This window comes from Pseudonocardia oceani, from assembly GCF_019263585.2.
GTDB classification, from domain to species: Bacteria; Actinomycetota; Actinomycetes; order Mycobacteriales; family Pseudonocardiaceae; genus Pseudonocardia; species Pseudonocardia oceani.
Map to the genome: position 1 here is coordinate 5,502,903 of NZ_JADQDF010000001.1, position 15,210 is coordinate 5,518,112.

A 15,210-nucleotide genomic window follows, 5' to 3' on the forward strand; every position below is an offset into this window, starting at 1 on the left:
GTCATGACCTACACGTCCGAGCGGCCCCCCGTGGCCGAGACGAGCGACGACCTGCGCGCCCGCATCCCCGGTTGGGGTGCCGACCTCGACCCGGCCGACCGCCCGTCGGTGCCCAAGCTGCAGTGGCAGGAGGACCGCAGCGGGGCCCACTGGGACTTCCCGGACCGACAGCCCGAGGATCGCCCGCGCGAGCGGTCCATCGAGCACGCGTTCCTCACGCCGGTGTTCGGGACGTCCTGCCCGACGAGCGGGGTGTCCGGGGCGATCCGCCGCCTCGCCTACGCCCGCTACAGCGAGGGCCGACTCGCGCACTGGCTGCTGCTGGTGCTCGGCGACCGCGTCGACGCCTGGGGCAGCCACGCCCGGTCGTTCCTGTCGCTGCGCCCCGACAACCCGGTCACCGAGACCGGGGTGCTCAGCGAGTTCCGCCGGCACGGCGTGTCCTCGCGGTTCGGGCGGGGGCGCACCGACCTGCCCCACCAGCTGGTCGTCACGCCGGTCGTCGTCGCGGGGCCGTGGGTGCTCGGCGCCGCCGCCCTCGTCCGGCTCGCGCGGCGGCGGGCGCGCCGTCGTCAGCCCGCGGAGCTGCCGGCCACCGTCCTGAGGCGGTCGCTCCGGGCGCTGCGGGCGAGCACCTCGCGGTAGAGGCGCAGGTACCGGTCGGCCATGCGCGCGGGGGTGAACCGCCGGACGGCCTCGCTGCGGCAGTGCCCGCGGTCGAGGAGCTCCGCGCGGCCGACGGCGTCGGCCAGGGCGTCCTCGTCGCCGGGGTCGACGAGGACCCCGGTCCGGCCGTCCTCGACGAGCTCGGGCAGGCAGCCGCGCCGGAACCCGACGACCGGGACGCCCATCGCGAGGGACTCGACCACGGCGGTACCGCCGGGCTCCTCCCAGTCGATCGGGAACAGGGCGGCCGCGGCGCCGCCGAGCACCTCGTCGCGCTCGCGCCCGCCGACGGTCCCGACCCAGCGCACCCGGCGGCCGTCGACGAGCGGGGCGACCTCCTCGCGGAAGTACCGGACGTCGGCGTTGTCGACCGGACCGGCGGCGGCGAGCGCCCCGGGGGTGTGGAACGGGCCGACGGGCCCGGCGAGGACGAGGTCGCGCCCGAGCCGGTGCGCGACCCGCGCGGCGACGTCCTGGCCCTTGTAGCGGGTGATCCGCCCGAGCACCACGAGGTGGCCGCGGTAGGGCACCTCCGGGGCCCGGCCGGCGAGCGGGGTGGCCAGGTGGACGTGCCCGACGCTCATCGCCCGCAGCGGCCGCGGTGCGGTCGTCAGCTGGTGGAAGGAGACGCCGTTGACCCACACCCGTCCGCCCCCGTCGACGTTGCCGTACAGGTCGGGGTGCTTGTGCAGGTCCCAGTGCAGCGTGTGCAGCACCGGTGGGGCGTCGGCGCCCAGCGCGGCGAGCACGGTGAGGCCGAAGGCCTCCTGGTGGTCGTGGACGAGGTCGATGTCGCCCCGGCGCACCCGGCAGGCCACGTGGTGCAGGTGCGCGGCGGCGATGCCCATCGACTGGTTGTAGGGGCGGGCGAGCTCGGCGAAGCGGCCCGCCGGGAACACCGCGACCCGCTCGTCGACCTCCACCTCCGAGTCTCCGACGGACGCGAGCACCACGCGCACCCCGCGGGCGCGCAGCGGCGGGATGAGCGTCGCCAGGACGTTCTCGATGCCGCCGTACCCGGGCGGGGGCACCGCGAGCCAGGGACCGGCGTTGACGAGCACGGTGAGGGCCATGGCCGTTGTTGCCCGTTTCGAGCACCCCGAAACGGGCTAGTCGGGCGCATGAACCGCAGGTCAGAGCCTCGATCGCCCGGTTGCCGCGTCGGGTTCGTCGGAACGGGGGGCGTCGCCGTGCGCCATGCCACCGTCCTCGCCGGGTTCGACGACGCGGTGCTCGTGTCGGCCACCGACGCCGATCCCGCGCGGGCGGTCGCGTTCGCCACGACGTTCGGCACGGACGCCGCCCCCGACGTCGACGCGCTGCTGGCCCACGGGCTCGACGCGGTCTACGTGTGCGTGCCCCCGTTCGCGCACGGGCCGATCGAGGAGCGGCTGGCCGACGCCGGCGTCGCGGTGTTCGTGGAGAAGCCGCCCGCCGTCGACGAGCCCACCGCCGAGCGGCTCGCCGCGGGCTTCACCGCCGCCGGGACGACGACCCGGGTGGGGCTGCACTGGCGGGTCGGCGAGCCGGCGCTGCGGGCGCGCGCCCTGCTGGAGGGGCGGACCGTGCGGGTGGTGAGCGGCCGGTGGCTCGACACGCTGCCGCCGGTGCCGTGGTGGGGCGACCCCGCGCGGTCCGGCGGGCAGGTCGTCGAGCAGGCCGTGCACGTGCTCGACCTGGCCCGGTTCCTCGTCGGGGAGGTGGCCGAGGTGCAGGCGTTCGCCGGAGGTCCCGTCGAGGGCGGCGGCGTCGACGTCGCGACGGCGGCGGTGCTGCGCTTCGCCGGGGGTGCGGTCGGCACCCTGGCGACGACGTGCGCGCTCGACCGCAAGGACTCCGCCGCCCTGCAGATCGTCACCGACGACCTCGTCCTCGACGTCGGCGAGCGCCGCTTGGAGGTGCGCGAGAACGGTGCCACCACGCACCGCCCGTTCGACCCGGCGACCGCCCACCGGGCCGCCGACCGCGCCTTCCTCGACGCCGTCGCCGGGCACCCGCCCGCCGACGACCTGCCCGACCACGCCGAGGCGCTGCGCAGCCACCGCCTCGCCTGCGCGGTGAGCCGCTCCGCGCGGTCCGGCCGTCCCGAGCGGGTCCACCCGTGAGCGCGTCCACCGACCGGGTGCTCGTCGTCGACCGTCCCGGGCACGCGGAGATCCGGCACCTGCCCCGGCCCGACGCGCCGGTCGTCGTCCAGACGCTGGCCAGCGGCGTGTCCGCGGGCACCGAGCTGAGCTTCTACACCGGCACGAACCCCGCCCTGCACGCCCGCTTCGACGCCGACCTCGGGCTGTTCCGCCGCGACGAACCCGCCACCGGCTACCCGGTGACGCGGCTGGGCTACATGGAGGTCGCCCGCATCACGGCGCTCGGGACCCCGGTGCCCGGCCTGGAGGTCGGCGCGACGGTCGCCATGACCTACGGCCACCGCAGCGGCTGGGCGGCCGACCCGGAGCGCGAGCGAATCGTCGCGCTCCCGCCCGACCTCGACCCCCTGCTCGGGATCTACGTCGCGCACATGGGCCCTATCTGCGCCAACGGCCTCCTGCACGCCGCCGCCGACCGGGTCGGCACGCAGGTCGCCTCCCTGGGCGACGGCGTGCGCGGGCTGCGCGTGGCCGTCGTCGGAGCGGGGGTGGTCGGGCTGCTGTGCGCGCTGTTCGCCCGCCACCACGGTGCCGCCGAGGTCGTGGTCGTCGACCCCACCCCGGGGCGCCGCGCCGCCGCGGCCGCCCTGGGCGCCGACGTCCTCGACCCCGACGCCGGCGACCCGGCCCTGGAGCTCAAGCGCCGCTGGCGCCACGGCCCGGGTGACCGTGGCGCCGACGTCGTCCTGCAGTGCCGCGGCCGCTCCGCCGCCCTCGCGACGGCGCTGCGGCTGTGCCGGCCGCAGGCCACCGTCGTCGACCTGGCGTTCTACGGCGACGACGCCGCCGCGGTGCGCCTGGGCGAGGAGTTCCACCACAACGGCCTGGGCATCCGGTGCGCCCAGATCGGCCGGGTGCCCCGCGGCACGGCCCCGGGGTGGGACCGCGACCGGCTGTCCGCGGAGACCGTCGACCTGCTGCGGGCGCACGGGGCGGCCGTCCGCGAGCACCTCGTCACCGACGTGCTGCCGCTCGACGCCGCCCCCGCCCTCTACGACGACCTGCAGCGCCGCGCCCGGCCGGTGCTGCAGGCCGTGCTCTCACCCTGCTGACCCCGGCACTCTGCTGACCCCGGCACCCTGCTGACCCCCTCACCGCGCCGACCGCACCCCGACGTGGTCCACGTGCAGCGCCGGCACCACCGCCGAGTACAGCGCGGTCGCGCACCCGGGGCAGGTGTACTGGCGGAACACCACCGGGTCGTCGACGTAGTCGGTCGGGTCGGCCAGCATCTGCGGACCGGCGTCGGTGGTCGGGCCCTCGTGCAGCGCGAGGTCGAGACTCCCGGGCTCGCCCAGGTGCTCGCCGCAGTGCCGGCAGCCCACCACGGTGCGGCCGTCCTCGGTGACCTCGACGAGGTTGTCGTCGAGCCGCCGCCCCGCGGTGGTGTCGATCTTCGAGCCGCTCGACGGGGAGGAGGACCGCTCCCGCCGGACCGTGCGCAGCCGCTCCCGCTCGTCGGCCGTCGCCCCCGCGTCGACGGCGCCGTCGCGGACGACCACGCCGTAGACCGCCCGGGCCGCCGCGGCGGTGATCTTCTCCTCACGAAGGTCGCGGACGACGGCGTCGGGCTCGCGGTGCAACGGGTCGCCGTAGCCGCCCCCGCCCTGCCACGTCATCGCGAGCACCTCGCCCGGCGCGAGGTAGCTCGACGCGTAGTTCTGGCCGATCTCCAACGTGTCGCTGACCTCGTCGAGCGAGGACGGCATCGTCCCGGCGGCGAGCAGCTCGGCGACCCGGCTCTGCCGCGCGACGACGTCGAGCCCGCTGTTGCCGGGGTGCCCGCCGGACAGGCCGGCGTTCTGGGCCACCGCCTTGCCCGCCGACGCGAGCACGAGGCCCATCGGCAGCGAGGTGCCGTGCGGGGTGATCGCCACCGACGCCCCGACCCCGCCGCGGTGGCGCCCCGGGCCGCCGGAGTCGGGCTCCTCGCGGCGCCACAGCGTGAGGACCGGATAGAGGAACTCGGTCATCTCGACGTCGGGGATGCGGCCCATCGGGATGCAGAACAGGCCGCCGGTGTCGATGCCGTCGGCGTGCGGGCGCGCGCCGTAGCCGCCGGCCATCGGCTCCATGATGATGTTGAGGAACGGCACCGGCTGCTCGCCGCGCTGGTCGAGGCCCGCGATGACGGCGGTGTCCCACGTGCCGCAGCACGTCGCCTGGACGTTGCGGCCCAGCTCCAGCGAGCGGTCGAGCATCTGCGCGAGGCACTCGGCCACGAGGCTGCCCGTCAGCCAGGCCGGGCCGATCGGGCCGCGTCCGACGGCGGCGGGGAACGTCGCGTTGTTGAGCGTGCCCTCCTCGGTGACGAGGTCGAAGCAGCGCATCAGCCCGCCCGCCGACCACGGGATGTCACCGGCCAGGATCGGCAGCAGCGCGAGCATCACCCCGCCGCGCATCCCGGCGTAGGTGCAGTTGACGACGCCGGACTGCGGGTCGGTGCCCGTGAAGTCGAACGTCAGGTGGTCGCCGGTCTTCGTCGTCGTCAGCGTGATCCTGTGCAGCCCGCGGTCGCCCTCGTGGGACTGGTCCTGGTAGCCCGTGGCGCTCCACGACCCGTCGGGCAGCGAGGCGAGCTTGTCGCGCAGCCGGTGCTCGGCGTCGCCCATCATCCGCTTCATCACGGCCTTGACCGTGTCGGCGCCGTACTGCGCGATGAGCGCGAGGATCCGCTCCCGGCCGACGTTGTTGGCGCCGACCTTGGCCCGCAGGTCCAGACCCACGAGCATCGGGACGCGCGAGCGGCGCACCCAGACGTCGGCGACGTCGCGCTGGAGCTGGAAGTCGCGCACGACCTTGACCGGCGGCGTGGGCAGCGACTCGGAGAACACGTCCTGCGCCGCGGGGGAGAAGGAGCCCAGCCCGACGCCGCCGAGGTCGGGCTCGTGGCAGATCGCGCTGGTCCAGGCGAACAGCTTCCCCTCGTGAAAGACCGGCTGGTAGACCATCGTGTCGTTCTGGTGCAGCCCGCCGCCGACCCACGGGTCGTTGGTGAGGAACATGTCGCCCTCGGCAATGCCGGGGTTGGCGGCGCGGTGGCGCAGCGTCCAGTAGATCGCCAGGTCGACGGCGCCGACGAGCATCGTGTTGTAGAGCCCGACCTGCACCTCCTGGCCGACCTCGTCGCTGATGGCGAAGTCGAAGTCGTTGGCGTCGGTGACGATCGGCGAGCCGGACATGCGCTTGAGCGCCTCGCCCATCTCGTCGGTGACCGACCACAGGCGGTGCCGGACGACCTCGTAGGTGAGCGGGTCGAGGCCGTCGATCTGCTCCTGCGTGACGGTGTGGGTCGCGAGCGTCGACGGCAGCGAGCGCTGCAGCTCGTCGGGGTCGACGGGACGGCTGGAGAAGACCTCCGAGCCGGGGATGGGCATGGTCACGACGGGCTCCCGACGGTGGAGGTGGGCCGGACGGCGGAGGTGGGCCGGAGGGTGAGGTTGCCGAGGCGGTCGACGGTGCCGGTGGTGCCGCCGGGCACGACCACGGTCGTCGTCGGCACCTCGACGATCGCCGGTCCGGTGAGGACGTGGCCCGCGCGCAGCCTGCGGTAGTCGTAGATCGTGGTGTCGACGTAGCCGGTGGCGGCGTCGAGGCACACCGGGCGGCTGCCGGCGACCGCGTCGGACGGGTCGGGGGAGTCGGCGACGCCCGTCTCGGGCAGCTCGGGCGAGAACGGCAGCCGGCCCACGCCCCGCACGCGGAACGTGATGGCCTGGATGCCGGCCTCGCGGAATCCGGCCTCGGCACCGTAGAGGGCGGCGTAGCGCTCCTCGAACGCCGCCGCCGCGGCCTCGACCGCGGCCGTGTCGAGCGACCCGCCCGGCACCGGCGCGGTGACCTCGGCGAGCTGCATCGTGTAGCGCATGTCGATCTCGCGGTGCAGCTCCACCGCGGAGAACGACACGCCCTGGCGGTCGAGGCCGTCGCGGACGCGCTGCTCGAGCTCGGCGAAGTTGCGCTCGGCCCGCTGCGGGTCGAACGGCACGACGGTGGGGTCCGACAGCTCGGCCGCGAGGACGATGTCCGACGCCGCGAGCCCGAACGCCGAGAACGCCGATGCCACCGGGCCCAGCGGCACGACGACCTCCTCGACGCCCACCTCGGCGGCGTAGCGCGCGCAGTGCGCGGGCCCGGCGCCGCCGAACGCGTAGAGGACGAACCCGCGCGGGTCGTGCCCGGCCTCCACGACGGACTTGCGCAGCAGGTCGCCGGTCTGCGCGTTCTGGATCGCGTGGATCGCGGCGGCGGCCTCCTCGACCGAGAGGCCCAGCGGCTTCGCGATCTGCGTGTCGATCGCCTGGCGGGCCAGCTCCAGCGACAGCGGCTTGCGCCCGCCGAGCAGGCCGCGCTCGGTGAGGATGCCCAGCACGAGGTTGGCGTCGGTGTTGGTCGGCTCGGTGCCGCCCTGGCCGTAGCAGGCGGGCCCGGGCACGGCCTGCGCGCTGCGCGGCCCGATCCGCAGGTTGCCGCCGGCGTCGAGCCAGGCGATCGCCCCGCCGCCCGAGCCGATGGCGTCGACGCGCAGGGTGGGCACGTTGACCGGGTGGTGGTTGATGATCGTCGTGGTGTCGCGGACGGGCTCGCCGTCGACGACCAGGCCGGCGAGGAACGTCGTCCCGCCGACGTCGGTCGAGATGATGTTGCGGTGGCCGAGCTGGCGGCCCAGCTGCACCGACCCGACGACGCCGCCGGTGAGCACCGAGCCGACGGTCGAGATCGCCGCGGCCGGGGCCTGCGCGGCCGCGACGGCGCCGCCGTTGCTCTGCATCACCAGCAGCGGACCGGCGAGGCCCCGCGCGCGCAGGGCGTCCTCGAGCGTCGTGAGGTAGTCGCGCAGGCCGGGCCCGATCTGCGTGCTCATGATCGTCGTCGCGTTGCGGGAGAACTCGCGGATGCGCGGGCTGACCTCGCTCGACAGCGCGACGAAGACGTCCGGGTCCTGCTCGGCGACCAGCTCGCGCAGGCGCTGCTCGTGGGCGGGGTTGCGGAAGGACCAGAGCAGGGAGATCGCGATCGCGCGGACGCCGTCGTCGAGCAGGGCGCGGATCGCGGCGCGGGCGCCGTCCTCGTCGAGGGCGACGATCACGGTGCCGTCGCGGTCGATGCGCTCGGTGACCTCCAGCGCGTGCCGCTTGGGCAGCAGGTGGTGGCCCTTGTCCTGCTCCAGCACGTGCTGCAGCTCGTGGGGGGAGCGGCCGAGGTAGCGGCCCTCGACGTTCATGATGAAGATCGAGTCGCGGTGCCCCTTGGTGGTCAGGAACCCGACCGGCGGCACGTTGCCCATCACCAGCGCGTTGAGCGAGGAGGTGGTGCCGTGCGCGATGTGGTGGGTGTCGGCCAGCATCTCGGGCAGCGTCCGGCCGATCTGCTCGGCGAGCAGCCCGAGGACGTCGAGCACACCCCGGGAGTAGTCGGGCGGGGTGGAGGGCGACTTCGCGGCGACCACCGTGCCGGAGTCGTCGTCCAGCACGGCGTCGGTGAACGTGCCGCCCACGTCCACGCCGATGACATAGGTCATGACTCACGCTCCTTCGCGGAGACGGCCGCAGTGAGCTGCGGTCCTGACGGTTGCGTAGACTATTCAACGTCTGCGAAAGTAGTCAAGGACGTCATCGATCCGAGGAGGAACGCATGCAGCCACGCCGGGTAGCGGTGCTCGGGGGTGGGCCCGGCGGGCTCTACGCCGCCCGCCTGCTCAAGCTGGCGCAGCCCGCCTGCGAGGTCGTCGTGCACGAGCAGGGCGACCGCGAGACCACGTTCGGCTTCGGCGTCGGGCTGGCGGCGGGCACGCAGCGCAAGCTCGAGGCCGCCGACGCCGACACTCTGCGCGACATCCAGGCCGCGGGCCGCCGCCACGACATGACGATGGAGGTCGGCGGCGCGGTCGCCCGCGTGCGCAACGACAACCTCATCGGCATCGCCCGCACCGAGCTCCTCGACGTGCTCCAGCGCCACGCCGAGAAGGCCGGCGTGCAGCTCGAGTACGGCTCCCGGCGCACCGCCGACGACCTGGACGCCGACGTGGTCGTCGCCGCCGACGGCGTCGGCAGCGCCACCCGCGAGGCCGGGGACTTCGGGACGGACGTCGAGACCGGGCGCGGGCTCTACCTCTGGTGCGGCGCGGCCTTCGCGCTCGACGACGCCGTCTTCGCGCCCGTCGACACCGAGCACGGCACGTTCGTCACCCACGCCTATCCCTACTCGCCCGACCGCAGCACGTTCCTGGTCGAGACCGACGAGGCGACGTGGCGGGCGGCCGGGTTCGAGGTCCCGGACCTGGATGCGGACGGCACCGACGCCCGTTCCCTCGACCACCTCGCCGCCGTCTTCGCCGGGCACCTGCGCGGCCACGCGCTGATCGGCAACCGCACCCGCTGGACGCGGTTCCGCACCGTCCGCTGCGACCGCTGGTCCGACGGGCGCATCGTGCTGCTCGGCGACGCCGCCCACACCGCGCACTTCTCCATCGGCTCGGGCACCAAGCTCGCGATGGAGGACGCGATCGCGCTGGTCACGGCCCTGGGGGAGGAGGACGGCGCGGCCGCCGCGTTCGTCCGGTACGAGGCCGAGCGCCGTCCGGCCGTCGAGCGGCTCCAAGAGCTGGCCCGGCGCAGCCGCCTGTGGTGGGAGTCGTTCCCCTCGCGCACCCACCTGCCGGTGGAGCGGCTGATGGTGTCCTACATGACCCGGGCGGGGAACGTGCCGCTCGACCGGTTCGCCGAGACCAGCCCCGACGTGGTCGGCGCCGCGCTCGCGCAGTACGCGGGCGCCGCGCCGGTGGTGCCCGACGACGTGACGGGCTGGGTGCTCGACCACGCGGCCGACCCGCCCGCAGTCGGTGCGGCGGAGACCGTCGTCGACGCCGTCGTGGAGGACCCGTGGGGCCGCGAGGCCGACGCCGTCGTGGCCGGGAGCACCGGGTCCGGGGCGGTGCGGGTCGTCGGCCCGCCGGACCGGCCCGCGCTGCTCACCCGGCTCGACCTGGCCGAGCGGCTGCGCCTGGAAGCGGGTGCCGTCGTGACGGTCGAGGGCCCGCCGGAGCTGCGCGACGACCTCGCCGCCGGGCTGGTCAGCGGCCGCGCCGACCGCGTGGCGCTGGTGGCGTCGTGAGCGTCCCGTACCCGCCGGAGTTCGTCCGCCGCTACCGCGAGGCCGGGCTGTGGGGCGACCGGACGCTGGCCGAGGAGTTCCACGCCGTGGCCCGCGCGCACGCCGACCGGCCCGCCGTGGTCGCCGCCGAGGGTCGCCTCACCTTCGACGAGCTCGACGCCGCGTCCGACCGCCTCGCCGCCGGGCTCGCCGCGCGGGGCCTGGCGCCGGGCGACCCGGTGCTGTTCCAGGTCGCCAACCGGCTCGCGACCGTCGTCGCCTGGTACGGCGTGCTCAAGGCCGGGCTGGTGCCGGTCTGCACGCTGGCCGCGCACCGCGGCCACGAGATCGGCGACATCAGCAGGCGGGTCGGGGCGGTCGCGCACCTCGTGGAGGCCGGGACGCGGGGGTTCGACCTCGTCGCGTTCGCCCGCGAGCAGGCGGCCGGGCACCCGACCCTGCGCCACGTCCTCGTGCTCGACGAGCTGGACGCGCTGGGTGCGGGGCTCGACCGGGCGGCCGCGCGCGCGGTCGTCGAGGACGTCCAGCGCGGCATCGACCCCGACGACGTCGCGGTGTTCCAGCTCTCCGGCGGCACGACCGGGGTGCCCAAGGTGATCCCGCGCCGCCACGCCGAGTACTGGTACAACGCCGCCGAGTACGCCCGCTCCTGGAGCTGGACGCCCGGCACCCGCGTCGCGCACCTCATCCCGGTGATCCACAACGCCGGCATCGTCTGCGCGGTGCACGCCCCGCACTCGGCCGGGGCCGCCCTGGTGCTCGGCACCGCCGACCTCGACGCCTCGCTGCCGCTGCTCGCCCAGGCCGGCGCCACGCACGTCCTGCTCGGGCACGGCCACTTCGGCGCGCCCGACCACCCCGGCTTCGACGCCGTCGCGCGCACCCTGACCCAGGTCGTGCTGTCCGGGAGCAAGGTCCCGCCCGCGCTGTTCGACGCGATCGAGCGCCGCGGACTCTGGTCGGGCCAGCTGTTCGGGATGGGCGAGGGCCTGTTCCTCACCACCCGGCCCGGTGCCTCCCGCGAGGCGCGCGCGACGACCGTCGGCACCCCGCTCTCGCCGCACGACGAGATCCGCGTGCTGGAGCCGGGCGCCGAGGACGAGGTCGCCGACGGCGAGGTCGGCGAGCTGTGCTGCCGCGGGCCGTACACGCTGCGCGGCTACCTCGACGCGCCCGAGCACAACGCCCGCGCGTTCACCTCCGACGGCTTCTACCGCACCGGCGACCTCGCCGCGGTCCGCACGGTCGACGGCGAGCGCTGCGTGTCGATCGAGGGCCGGATCAAGGACCTCATCAACCGCGGCGGCGAGAAGATCAGCGCCGAGGAGGTCGAGCTGCTCCTGCTGCGCCACCCCCGCGTGCGCGGCGCGGCCGTCGTCGCGGTGCCGGACCCGCGGCTGGGGGAGCGCAGCTGCGCGTTCCTCGTCGTCGACGGGGAGCCGCTCGGGCTGCCGGAGGTGCAGCAGCACTTCGCCGGCCTGCAGGTCGCGAAGTTCAAGTGGCCCGAGCGCGTGGAGCTGCTCGCCGAGATCCCGCGCACGCTCGTCGGCAAGGTCGACAAGAAGCGCCTGACCGAAGGACTGACATGACCCCGCTGCACCCGACCCCGCTGCACCCGACCCCGCTGCACTCGACCCCGCTGCACCGGATCGGGCTGGTCGTCCCCAGCTCGAACGTCACCGTCGAGACCGAGGTGCCGGCGCTGCTCGCCCGGCACGCCGGCGCGCGGTTCTCCTTCCACTCCAGCCGGATGCGCATGCACACGGTCAGCCCGGAGGAGCTGCGCGCCATGAACGACCAGCGGGGGCGGTGCGTCGACGAGCTGGCCGACGCCGGCGTCGACGCCCTGCTCTACGCCTGCCTCGTGGCGCTCATGGCGCAGGGGCCGGGGGAGCACCGGCGCGCGAAGGAGGCCGTCGCCACCCAGCTCGCCGCGGCCGGGCAGGCGCCGGCGGTCCTGTCCAGCGCGGGCGCGCTCGTGTCCGGTCTGCACGCGCTGGGCGCGCAGCGGATCGGGCTCGTCACGCCCTACCTGCTCCCGCTGGCGAAGCAGGTCGTGGAGTACCTGGAGTCGGAGGGGTTCACGGTGCAGTCCTTCGCCGCGCTCGAGGTCGGCGACAACGCCGAGGTCGGCTGCATCCCCGGCGACCGCGTCCTCGACGCCGCCCGCGGGCTCGACCTCACCGGCGCCGACGCGCTCGTCATCTCCGCCTGCGTGCAGATGCCGTCGCTGGACCTCGTGGCCCCGGCCGAGGCGGAGTTCGGCCTCCCGGTCCTCTCGGCGGCCACGGCCGGGGCGCACGCCCTGCTGCGCGCGCTGGAGCTGCCCGCCGTGCTGCCCGGGGCCGGCGCGCTGCTCGCCGCGGGCGGGTGACGTGCCGCGCCGCACTACGCTCACGCCCATGAGCGGCCCGGCGGAGCGCAGGAACGGCCGCGGCGGCTCCCGCCGCGAGCTCGTCGAGAACGAGATGTACGACCACGCCGTACGGCTGTTCGCCGAGCGCGGGTTCGCCGGCACGAGCCTGCAGGACATCGCCGACGCCATGGGCGTCACGCGTCCGGCGCTCTACTACTACGTCAAGAGCAAGGACGAGCTGCTGGCGAAGCTGGCGGCCGACGTGGCGGGAGGGTCGGCGGCGGAGATGGCCGAGATCGCCGCCCGCACCGACCTGGACGCGCTGGGCAAGCTGCACGCCATCGCGCGGCTCACGGTCGTGCGCCTGGCCCGTCAGCCCGACCGGTTCCGGCTGCTCATCCGCTCCGAGGCCGAGCTGCCCCCCGAGCTCGCCGCGTCCTACGACGCCAGCAGGCGCGCGGTGCTCAAGGCCGTCGCCGACGTCGTCGAGCAGGGGGTGGTCGCCGGTCTGCTCCGTCCGGTCGACGCCCGCGTGGGCGCGCTGGCCGTGATCGGCATGTGCAACTGGGTGGCGTGGTGGTTCCGGCCCGGACGCGACGACGTCGACGCCGTGGCCGACCAGATCGCCGACATGGCGCTCGCCGCGCTGCAGCGCGCCGACCACCGGACGCCGGAGGGGGAGGGTCCCGCCGCCGCGATCGCGATGCTGCGCCAGGACCTGGACCACCTCGAACGCATCCTGGACGTGTGATTCGTCGCTCGCGTAGAACTGTTGACGCTTCCGTAGAAGCAAGCGTAGCGTTGCGGTCATGACGGAGCTCGACCACCGCGTCCAGGGCGTCGACCACACGGCGTTCCCCACCTTCGACCCCGCCGGCACGGTCCGCTTCTACCGCGACGTGCTCGGCTTCCCCGTCGTGCACTCGATCTGCGCGGCGGGCTGGGGCCCGGAGGACCACCCCGACTTCATCCACTTCTTCTTCGACATCGGCAACGACGACCGCATCGCGTTCTTCTACTACTTCGGCCTCGCCCCGGTGCACGAGCACGCGCGAGGCGACGTCTACGCGGGCTTCGGCCCGGACGTGCCGGAGTTCTTCGTGCGGTCGCGCCACCTCGCGATCCACGTCGCCGACGAGGACGACCTGCTGGAGTACCGGCGTCGCCTCGACGACAGCGACTGGCCCGTCGAGATGCAGATCAAGCACGAGACCATCGAGTCGATCTACACCCACGACCCCAACGGCTACATGGTCGAGTTCACGCGCGCGATGCGGCCGGTCACGCCGCAGGAGGACCTCGACGCGAACCTCACCATCGACGCGCTGCTCGACGTCGTCGACGAGGGAGAGCCGACGTTCGGCAAGCTGCTGGCGCGCAAGGCGGAGCTGATCGTCGAGCGGGCGGCGGCGTGGGAGCTCGCCCGGACGCCGCGATGACCGTCCTCTACGTCCTCCACGTCCCCGAGAACACGCCGCTGGCGAAGGTCGCCGCGCAGGACCCGGCCGTCACCGTCGACCGGATCGGGCCCTACTTCGCGATCGCCGCCGACGGTCCGATCGTCATCGACCGCCGGGCCACCGGCTGCCGGCACGCCGTCTGGTACAGCTCGGTCGCCGGGGTGGAGCGGGGCAGCCGGATCACCCAGCACGACAAGGACGCGCTGCGGGTGGAGCCGGCATGACCACGACCGAACGGCTGGGCGCGGGGCGATACCTCGACGCCGGTGCCCGGCCGGACGCCACGCGCACATCGCTGCACGAGCTGACCACCGCCGACGGCGCGACGGTCCGCGGCGTGCTGGCGACGGTGCCGGGCGCCACCACGGTGGTGTGCCTGATGCACCCGCGCCAGGACCTCACCCACCACCCGCTGGTGCCGGTGCTGCTGCAGGCCGGCGTCGCGGTGTGGACGCAGCACACGCGGTCGGTCAACAACGACCTGGTGCTGGTCCACGAGCAGGCGCTGCTCGACGTCGCCGCGGGGCTGGTGCTGCTGCGCGAGCGGTTCGCGTCGGTCGTCACACTGGGGCACTCCGGGGGCGGCCCGCTCTACGCGTTCTACCTGGAGCAGGCCGGTCTCCCGCCCGCCGACCGGATCGCGACGACGCCGGGCGGGCGCCCCACCGGGCTCGCCGACGCCGTGCTGCCCGGCGTCGACGGGGTGGTGTTCCTGGCCCCGCACCCCGGCCAGGGCCGGCTGCTGCTGGGCTGCATCGACCCGTCGGTGGCCGACGAGGCCGACCCGCTCTCGGTCGTGCCCGGCCTCGACCCGTACGACCCGGCCAACGGGTTCGCCGAGCCGCCGCGCAGCTCGTCCTACGACGCGGCCTTCCTCGACCGCTACCGGGCCGCGCAGCGCGCCCGGGTCGCCCGGATCGACGCCGTCGCGCGGCTGCACCTGGCGCGCGCGGCCGAGGCCCGGGCCACGGCGAAGCGCACCGGCTCGGCGGCCGACCGGCGCCGCGCCCTGGCCCCGCGGATCATGGTGGTGCCGCGCACCGACGCCGACCCGCGCACCGTGGACCTGTCGATCGACCCCAGCGAGCGGCCCTACGGCTCGCTGTTCGGCCGCCGCCCCGACCTGATCAACTACGGGCAGGTGGGGTTCGGGCGGGTCACCACGCCCGAGGCCTGGCTCTCGACGTGGTCGGGGCTGAGCTCGCACGCCGACTTCGTCCGCTGCGCGCCCGGCGTCACCGCCCCGACGCTGTTCCTGGAGCTGACCGGCGACCAGGCCGCGTTCCCGGCCGACTCCCGGCGGATGGTCGACGCCCTGGGAGCCGCCGACCTCACCCACCGCACCGTCCGCGGCCTGCACTTCGGCGCCGCGATCGCCGAGGGCGAGCCGACGGGCAACGCGCTGGCCGGGCAGGAGATCGCCGCCTGGCTGGGCGAGCGGTTCGCGACGGTGCCGCCGGGCTGACCC

Annotated in this window: 13 protein-coding genes; 10 read left to right on the forward strand and 3 right to left on the reverse strand. The window is 75.0% G+C overall.

Annotated elements, in window-relative coordinates; all coding sequences use genetic code 11:
* The first annotated feature begins 3 nt into the window (after positions 1-3).
* Positions 4-645, forward strand: coding sequence for a hypothetical protein (locus I4I82_RS27550; protein WP_225920701.1), 642 nt, complete (start codon positions 4-6; stop codon positions 643-645).
* On the opposite strand, the gene I4I82_RS27555 is transcribed toward I4I82_RS27550, so the two are convergent.
* Positions 573-1,739 carry a glycosyltransferase gene (locus tag I4I82_RS27555; protein WP_218588839.1) on the reverse strand — a complete coding sequence of 389 codons (1,167 nt, stop codon included), beginning with the start codon at positions 1,737-1,739 and terminating at the stop codon, positions 573-575. The genes I4I82_RS27550 and I4I82_RS27555 overlap by 73 nt on opposite strands.
* A gap of 48 nt (positions 1,740-1,787) precedes the next feature.
* On the opposite strand from I4I82_RS27555, the gene I4I82_RS27560 reads away from it, so the two are divergent.
* Complete coding sequence (locus tag I4I82_RS27560) at positions 1,788-2,771, forward strand: Gfo/Idh/MocA family protein (RefSeq protein ID WP_225920702.1); 984 nt, start codon at positions 1,788-1,790, stop codon at positions 2,769-2,771.
* Positions 2,768-3,865, forward strand: a complete 1,098-nt coding sequence (locus tag I4I82_RS27565; protein WP_218588841.1) for a zinc-dependent alcohol dehydrogenase — start codon at positions 2,768-2,770, stop codon at positions 3,863-3,865. The genes I4I82_RS27560 and I4I82_RS27565 overlap by 4 nt, the downstream gene beginning before the upstream one ends.
* Before the next feature lie 39 nt (positions 3,866-3,904).
* Here I4I82_RS27565 and I4I82_RS27570 read toward each other — a convergent pair whose 3' ends face one another.
* Positions 3,905-6,196 (reverse strand): hydantoinase B/oxoprolinase family protein, encoded by a 2,292-nt coding sequence (locus tag I4I82_RS27570; RefSeq protein WP_218588842.1) that lies wholly within the window; start codon positions 6,194-6,196, stop codon positions 3,905-3,907.
* Positions 6,193-8,334 (reverse strand): hydantoinase/oxoprolinase family protein, encoded by a 2,142-nt coding sequence (locus I4I82_RS27575; RefSeq protein WP_218588843.1) that lies wholly within the window; start codon positions 8,332-8,334, stop codon positions 6,193-6,195. The genes I4I82_RS27570 and I4I82_RS27575 overlap by 4 nt, the downstream gene beginning before the upstream one ends.
* A gap of 113 nt (positions 8,335-8,447) precedes the next feature.
* Here I4I82_RS27575 and I4I82_RS27580 point away from each other — a divergent pair, with 113 nt between their 5' ends.
* The 7 genes from I4I82_RS27580 to I4I82_RS27610 are packed head-to-tail and all read left to right on the forward strand — an operon-like array spanning position 8,448 to position 15,207.
* The gene (locus I4I82_RS27580) at positions 8,448-9,926 is read left to right on the forward strand and encodes an FAD-dependent monooxygenase (protein WP_218588844.1); all 1,479 of its coding nucleotides are present in this window, start codon (positions 8,448-8,450) and stop codon (positions 9,924-9,926) included.
* On the forward strand, positions 9,923-11,515 hold the full coding sequence (locus tag I4I82_RS27585; RefSeq protein WP_218588845.1) for a (2,3-dihydroxybenzoyl)adenylate synthase: 1,593 nt from the start codon (positions 9,923-9,925) through the stop codon (positions 11,513-11,515). The genes I4I82_RS27580 and I4I82_RS27585 overlap by 4 nt, the downstream gene beginning before the upstream one ends.
* The gene (locus I4I82_RS27590) at positions 11,512-12,300 is read left to right on the forward strand and encodes a maleate cis-trans isomerase family protein (RefSeq protein ID WP_218588846.1); all 789 of its coding nucleotides are present in this window, start codon (positions 11,512-11,514) and stop codon (positions 12,298-12,300) included. The genes I4I82_RS27585 and I4I82_RS27590 overlap by 4 nt, the downstream gene beginning before the upstream one ends.
* Positions 12,301-12,328: 28 nt before the next feature.
* Positions 12,329-13,033 carry a TetR/AcrR family transcriptional regulator gene (locus I4I82_RS27595; protein WP_218588847.1) on the forward strand — a complete coding sequence of 235 codons (705 nt, stop codon included), beginning with the start codon at positions 12,329-12,331 and terminating at the stop codon, positions 13,031-13,033.
* Between the two features lie 58 nt (positions 13,034-13,091).
* Positions 13,092-13,721: a VOC family protein gene (locus tag I4I82_RS27600; protein WP_218588848.1), complete on the forward strand. Its 630-nt coding sequence runs from the start codon at positions 13,092-13,094 to the stop codon at positions 13,719-13,721.
* Positions 13,718-13,966: a hypothetical protein gene (locus I4I82_RS27605; RefSeq protein WP_218588849.1), complete on the forward strand. Its 249-nt coding sequence runs from the start codon at positions 13,718-13,720 to the stop codon at positions 13,964-13,966. Before I4I82_RS27600 ends, I4I82_RS27605 begins: the two co-directional genes overlap by 4 nt.
* Positions 13,963-15,207 (forward strand): alpha/beta hydrolase, encoded by a 1,245-nt coding sequence (locus I4I82_RS27610; RefSeq protein ID WP_218588850.1) that lies wholly within the window; start codon positions 13,963-13,965, stop codon positions 15,205-15,207. Before I4I82_RS27605 ends, I4I82_RS27610 begins: the two co-directional genes overlap by 4 nt.
* Positions 15,208-15,210: the final 3 nt, after the last annotated feature.

Bases quoted from the DNA above. Each gene is read 5' to 3' on its own strand.
- I4I82_RS27550 (WP_225920701.1), top strand. From the start codon at position 4: ATGACCTACACGTCCGAGCGGCCCCCCGTGGCCGAGACGAGCGACGAC.
- I4I82_RS27555 (WP_218588839.1), bottom strand. From the start codon at position 1,739: ATGGCCCTCACCGTGCTCGTCAACGCCGGTCCCTGGCTCGCGGTGCCC.
- I4I82_RS27560 (WP_225920702.1), top strand. From the start codon at position 1,788: ATGAACCGCAGGTCAGAGCCTCGATCGCCCGGTTGCCGCGTCGGGTTC.
- I4I82_RS27575 (WP_218588843.1), bottom strand. From the start codon at position 8,334: ATGACCTATGTCATCGGCGTGGACGTGGGCGGCACGTTCACCGACGCC.
- I4I82_RS27580 (WP_218588844.1), top strand. From the start codon at position 8,448: ATGCAGCCACGCCGGGTAGCGGTGCTCGGGGGTGGGCCCGGCGGGCTC.
- I4I82_RS27590 (WP_218588846.1), top strand. From the start codon at position 11,512: ATGACCCCGCTGCACCCGACCCCGCTGCACCCGACCCCGCTGCACTCG.
- I4I82_RS27595 (WP_218588847.1), top strand. From the start codon at position 12,329: ATGAGCGGCCCGGCGGAGCGCAGGAACGGCCGCGGCGGCTCCCGCCGC.
- I4I82_RS27600 (WP_218588848.1), top strand. From the start codon at position 13,092: ATGACGGAGCTCGACCACCGCGTCCAGGGCGTCGACCACACGGCGTTC.
- I4I82_RS27605 (WP_218588849.1), top strand. From the start codon at position 13,718: ATGACCGTCCTCTACGTCCTCCACGTCCCCGAGAACACGCCGCTGGCG.
- I4I82_RS27610 (WP_218588850.1), top strand. From the start codon at position 13,963: ATGACCACGACCGAACGGCTGGGCGCGGGGCGATACCTCGACGCCGGT.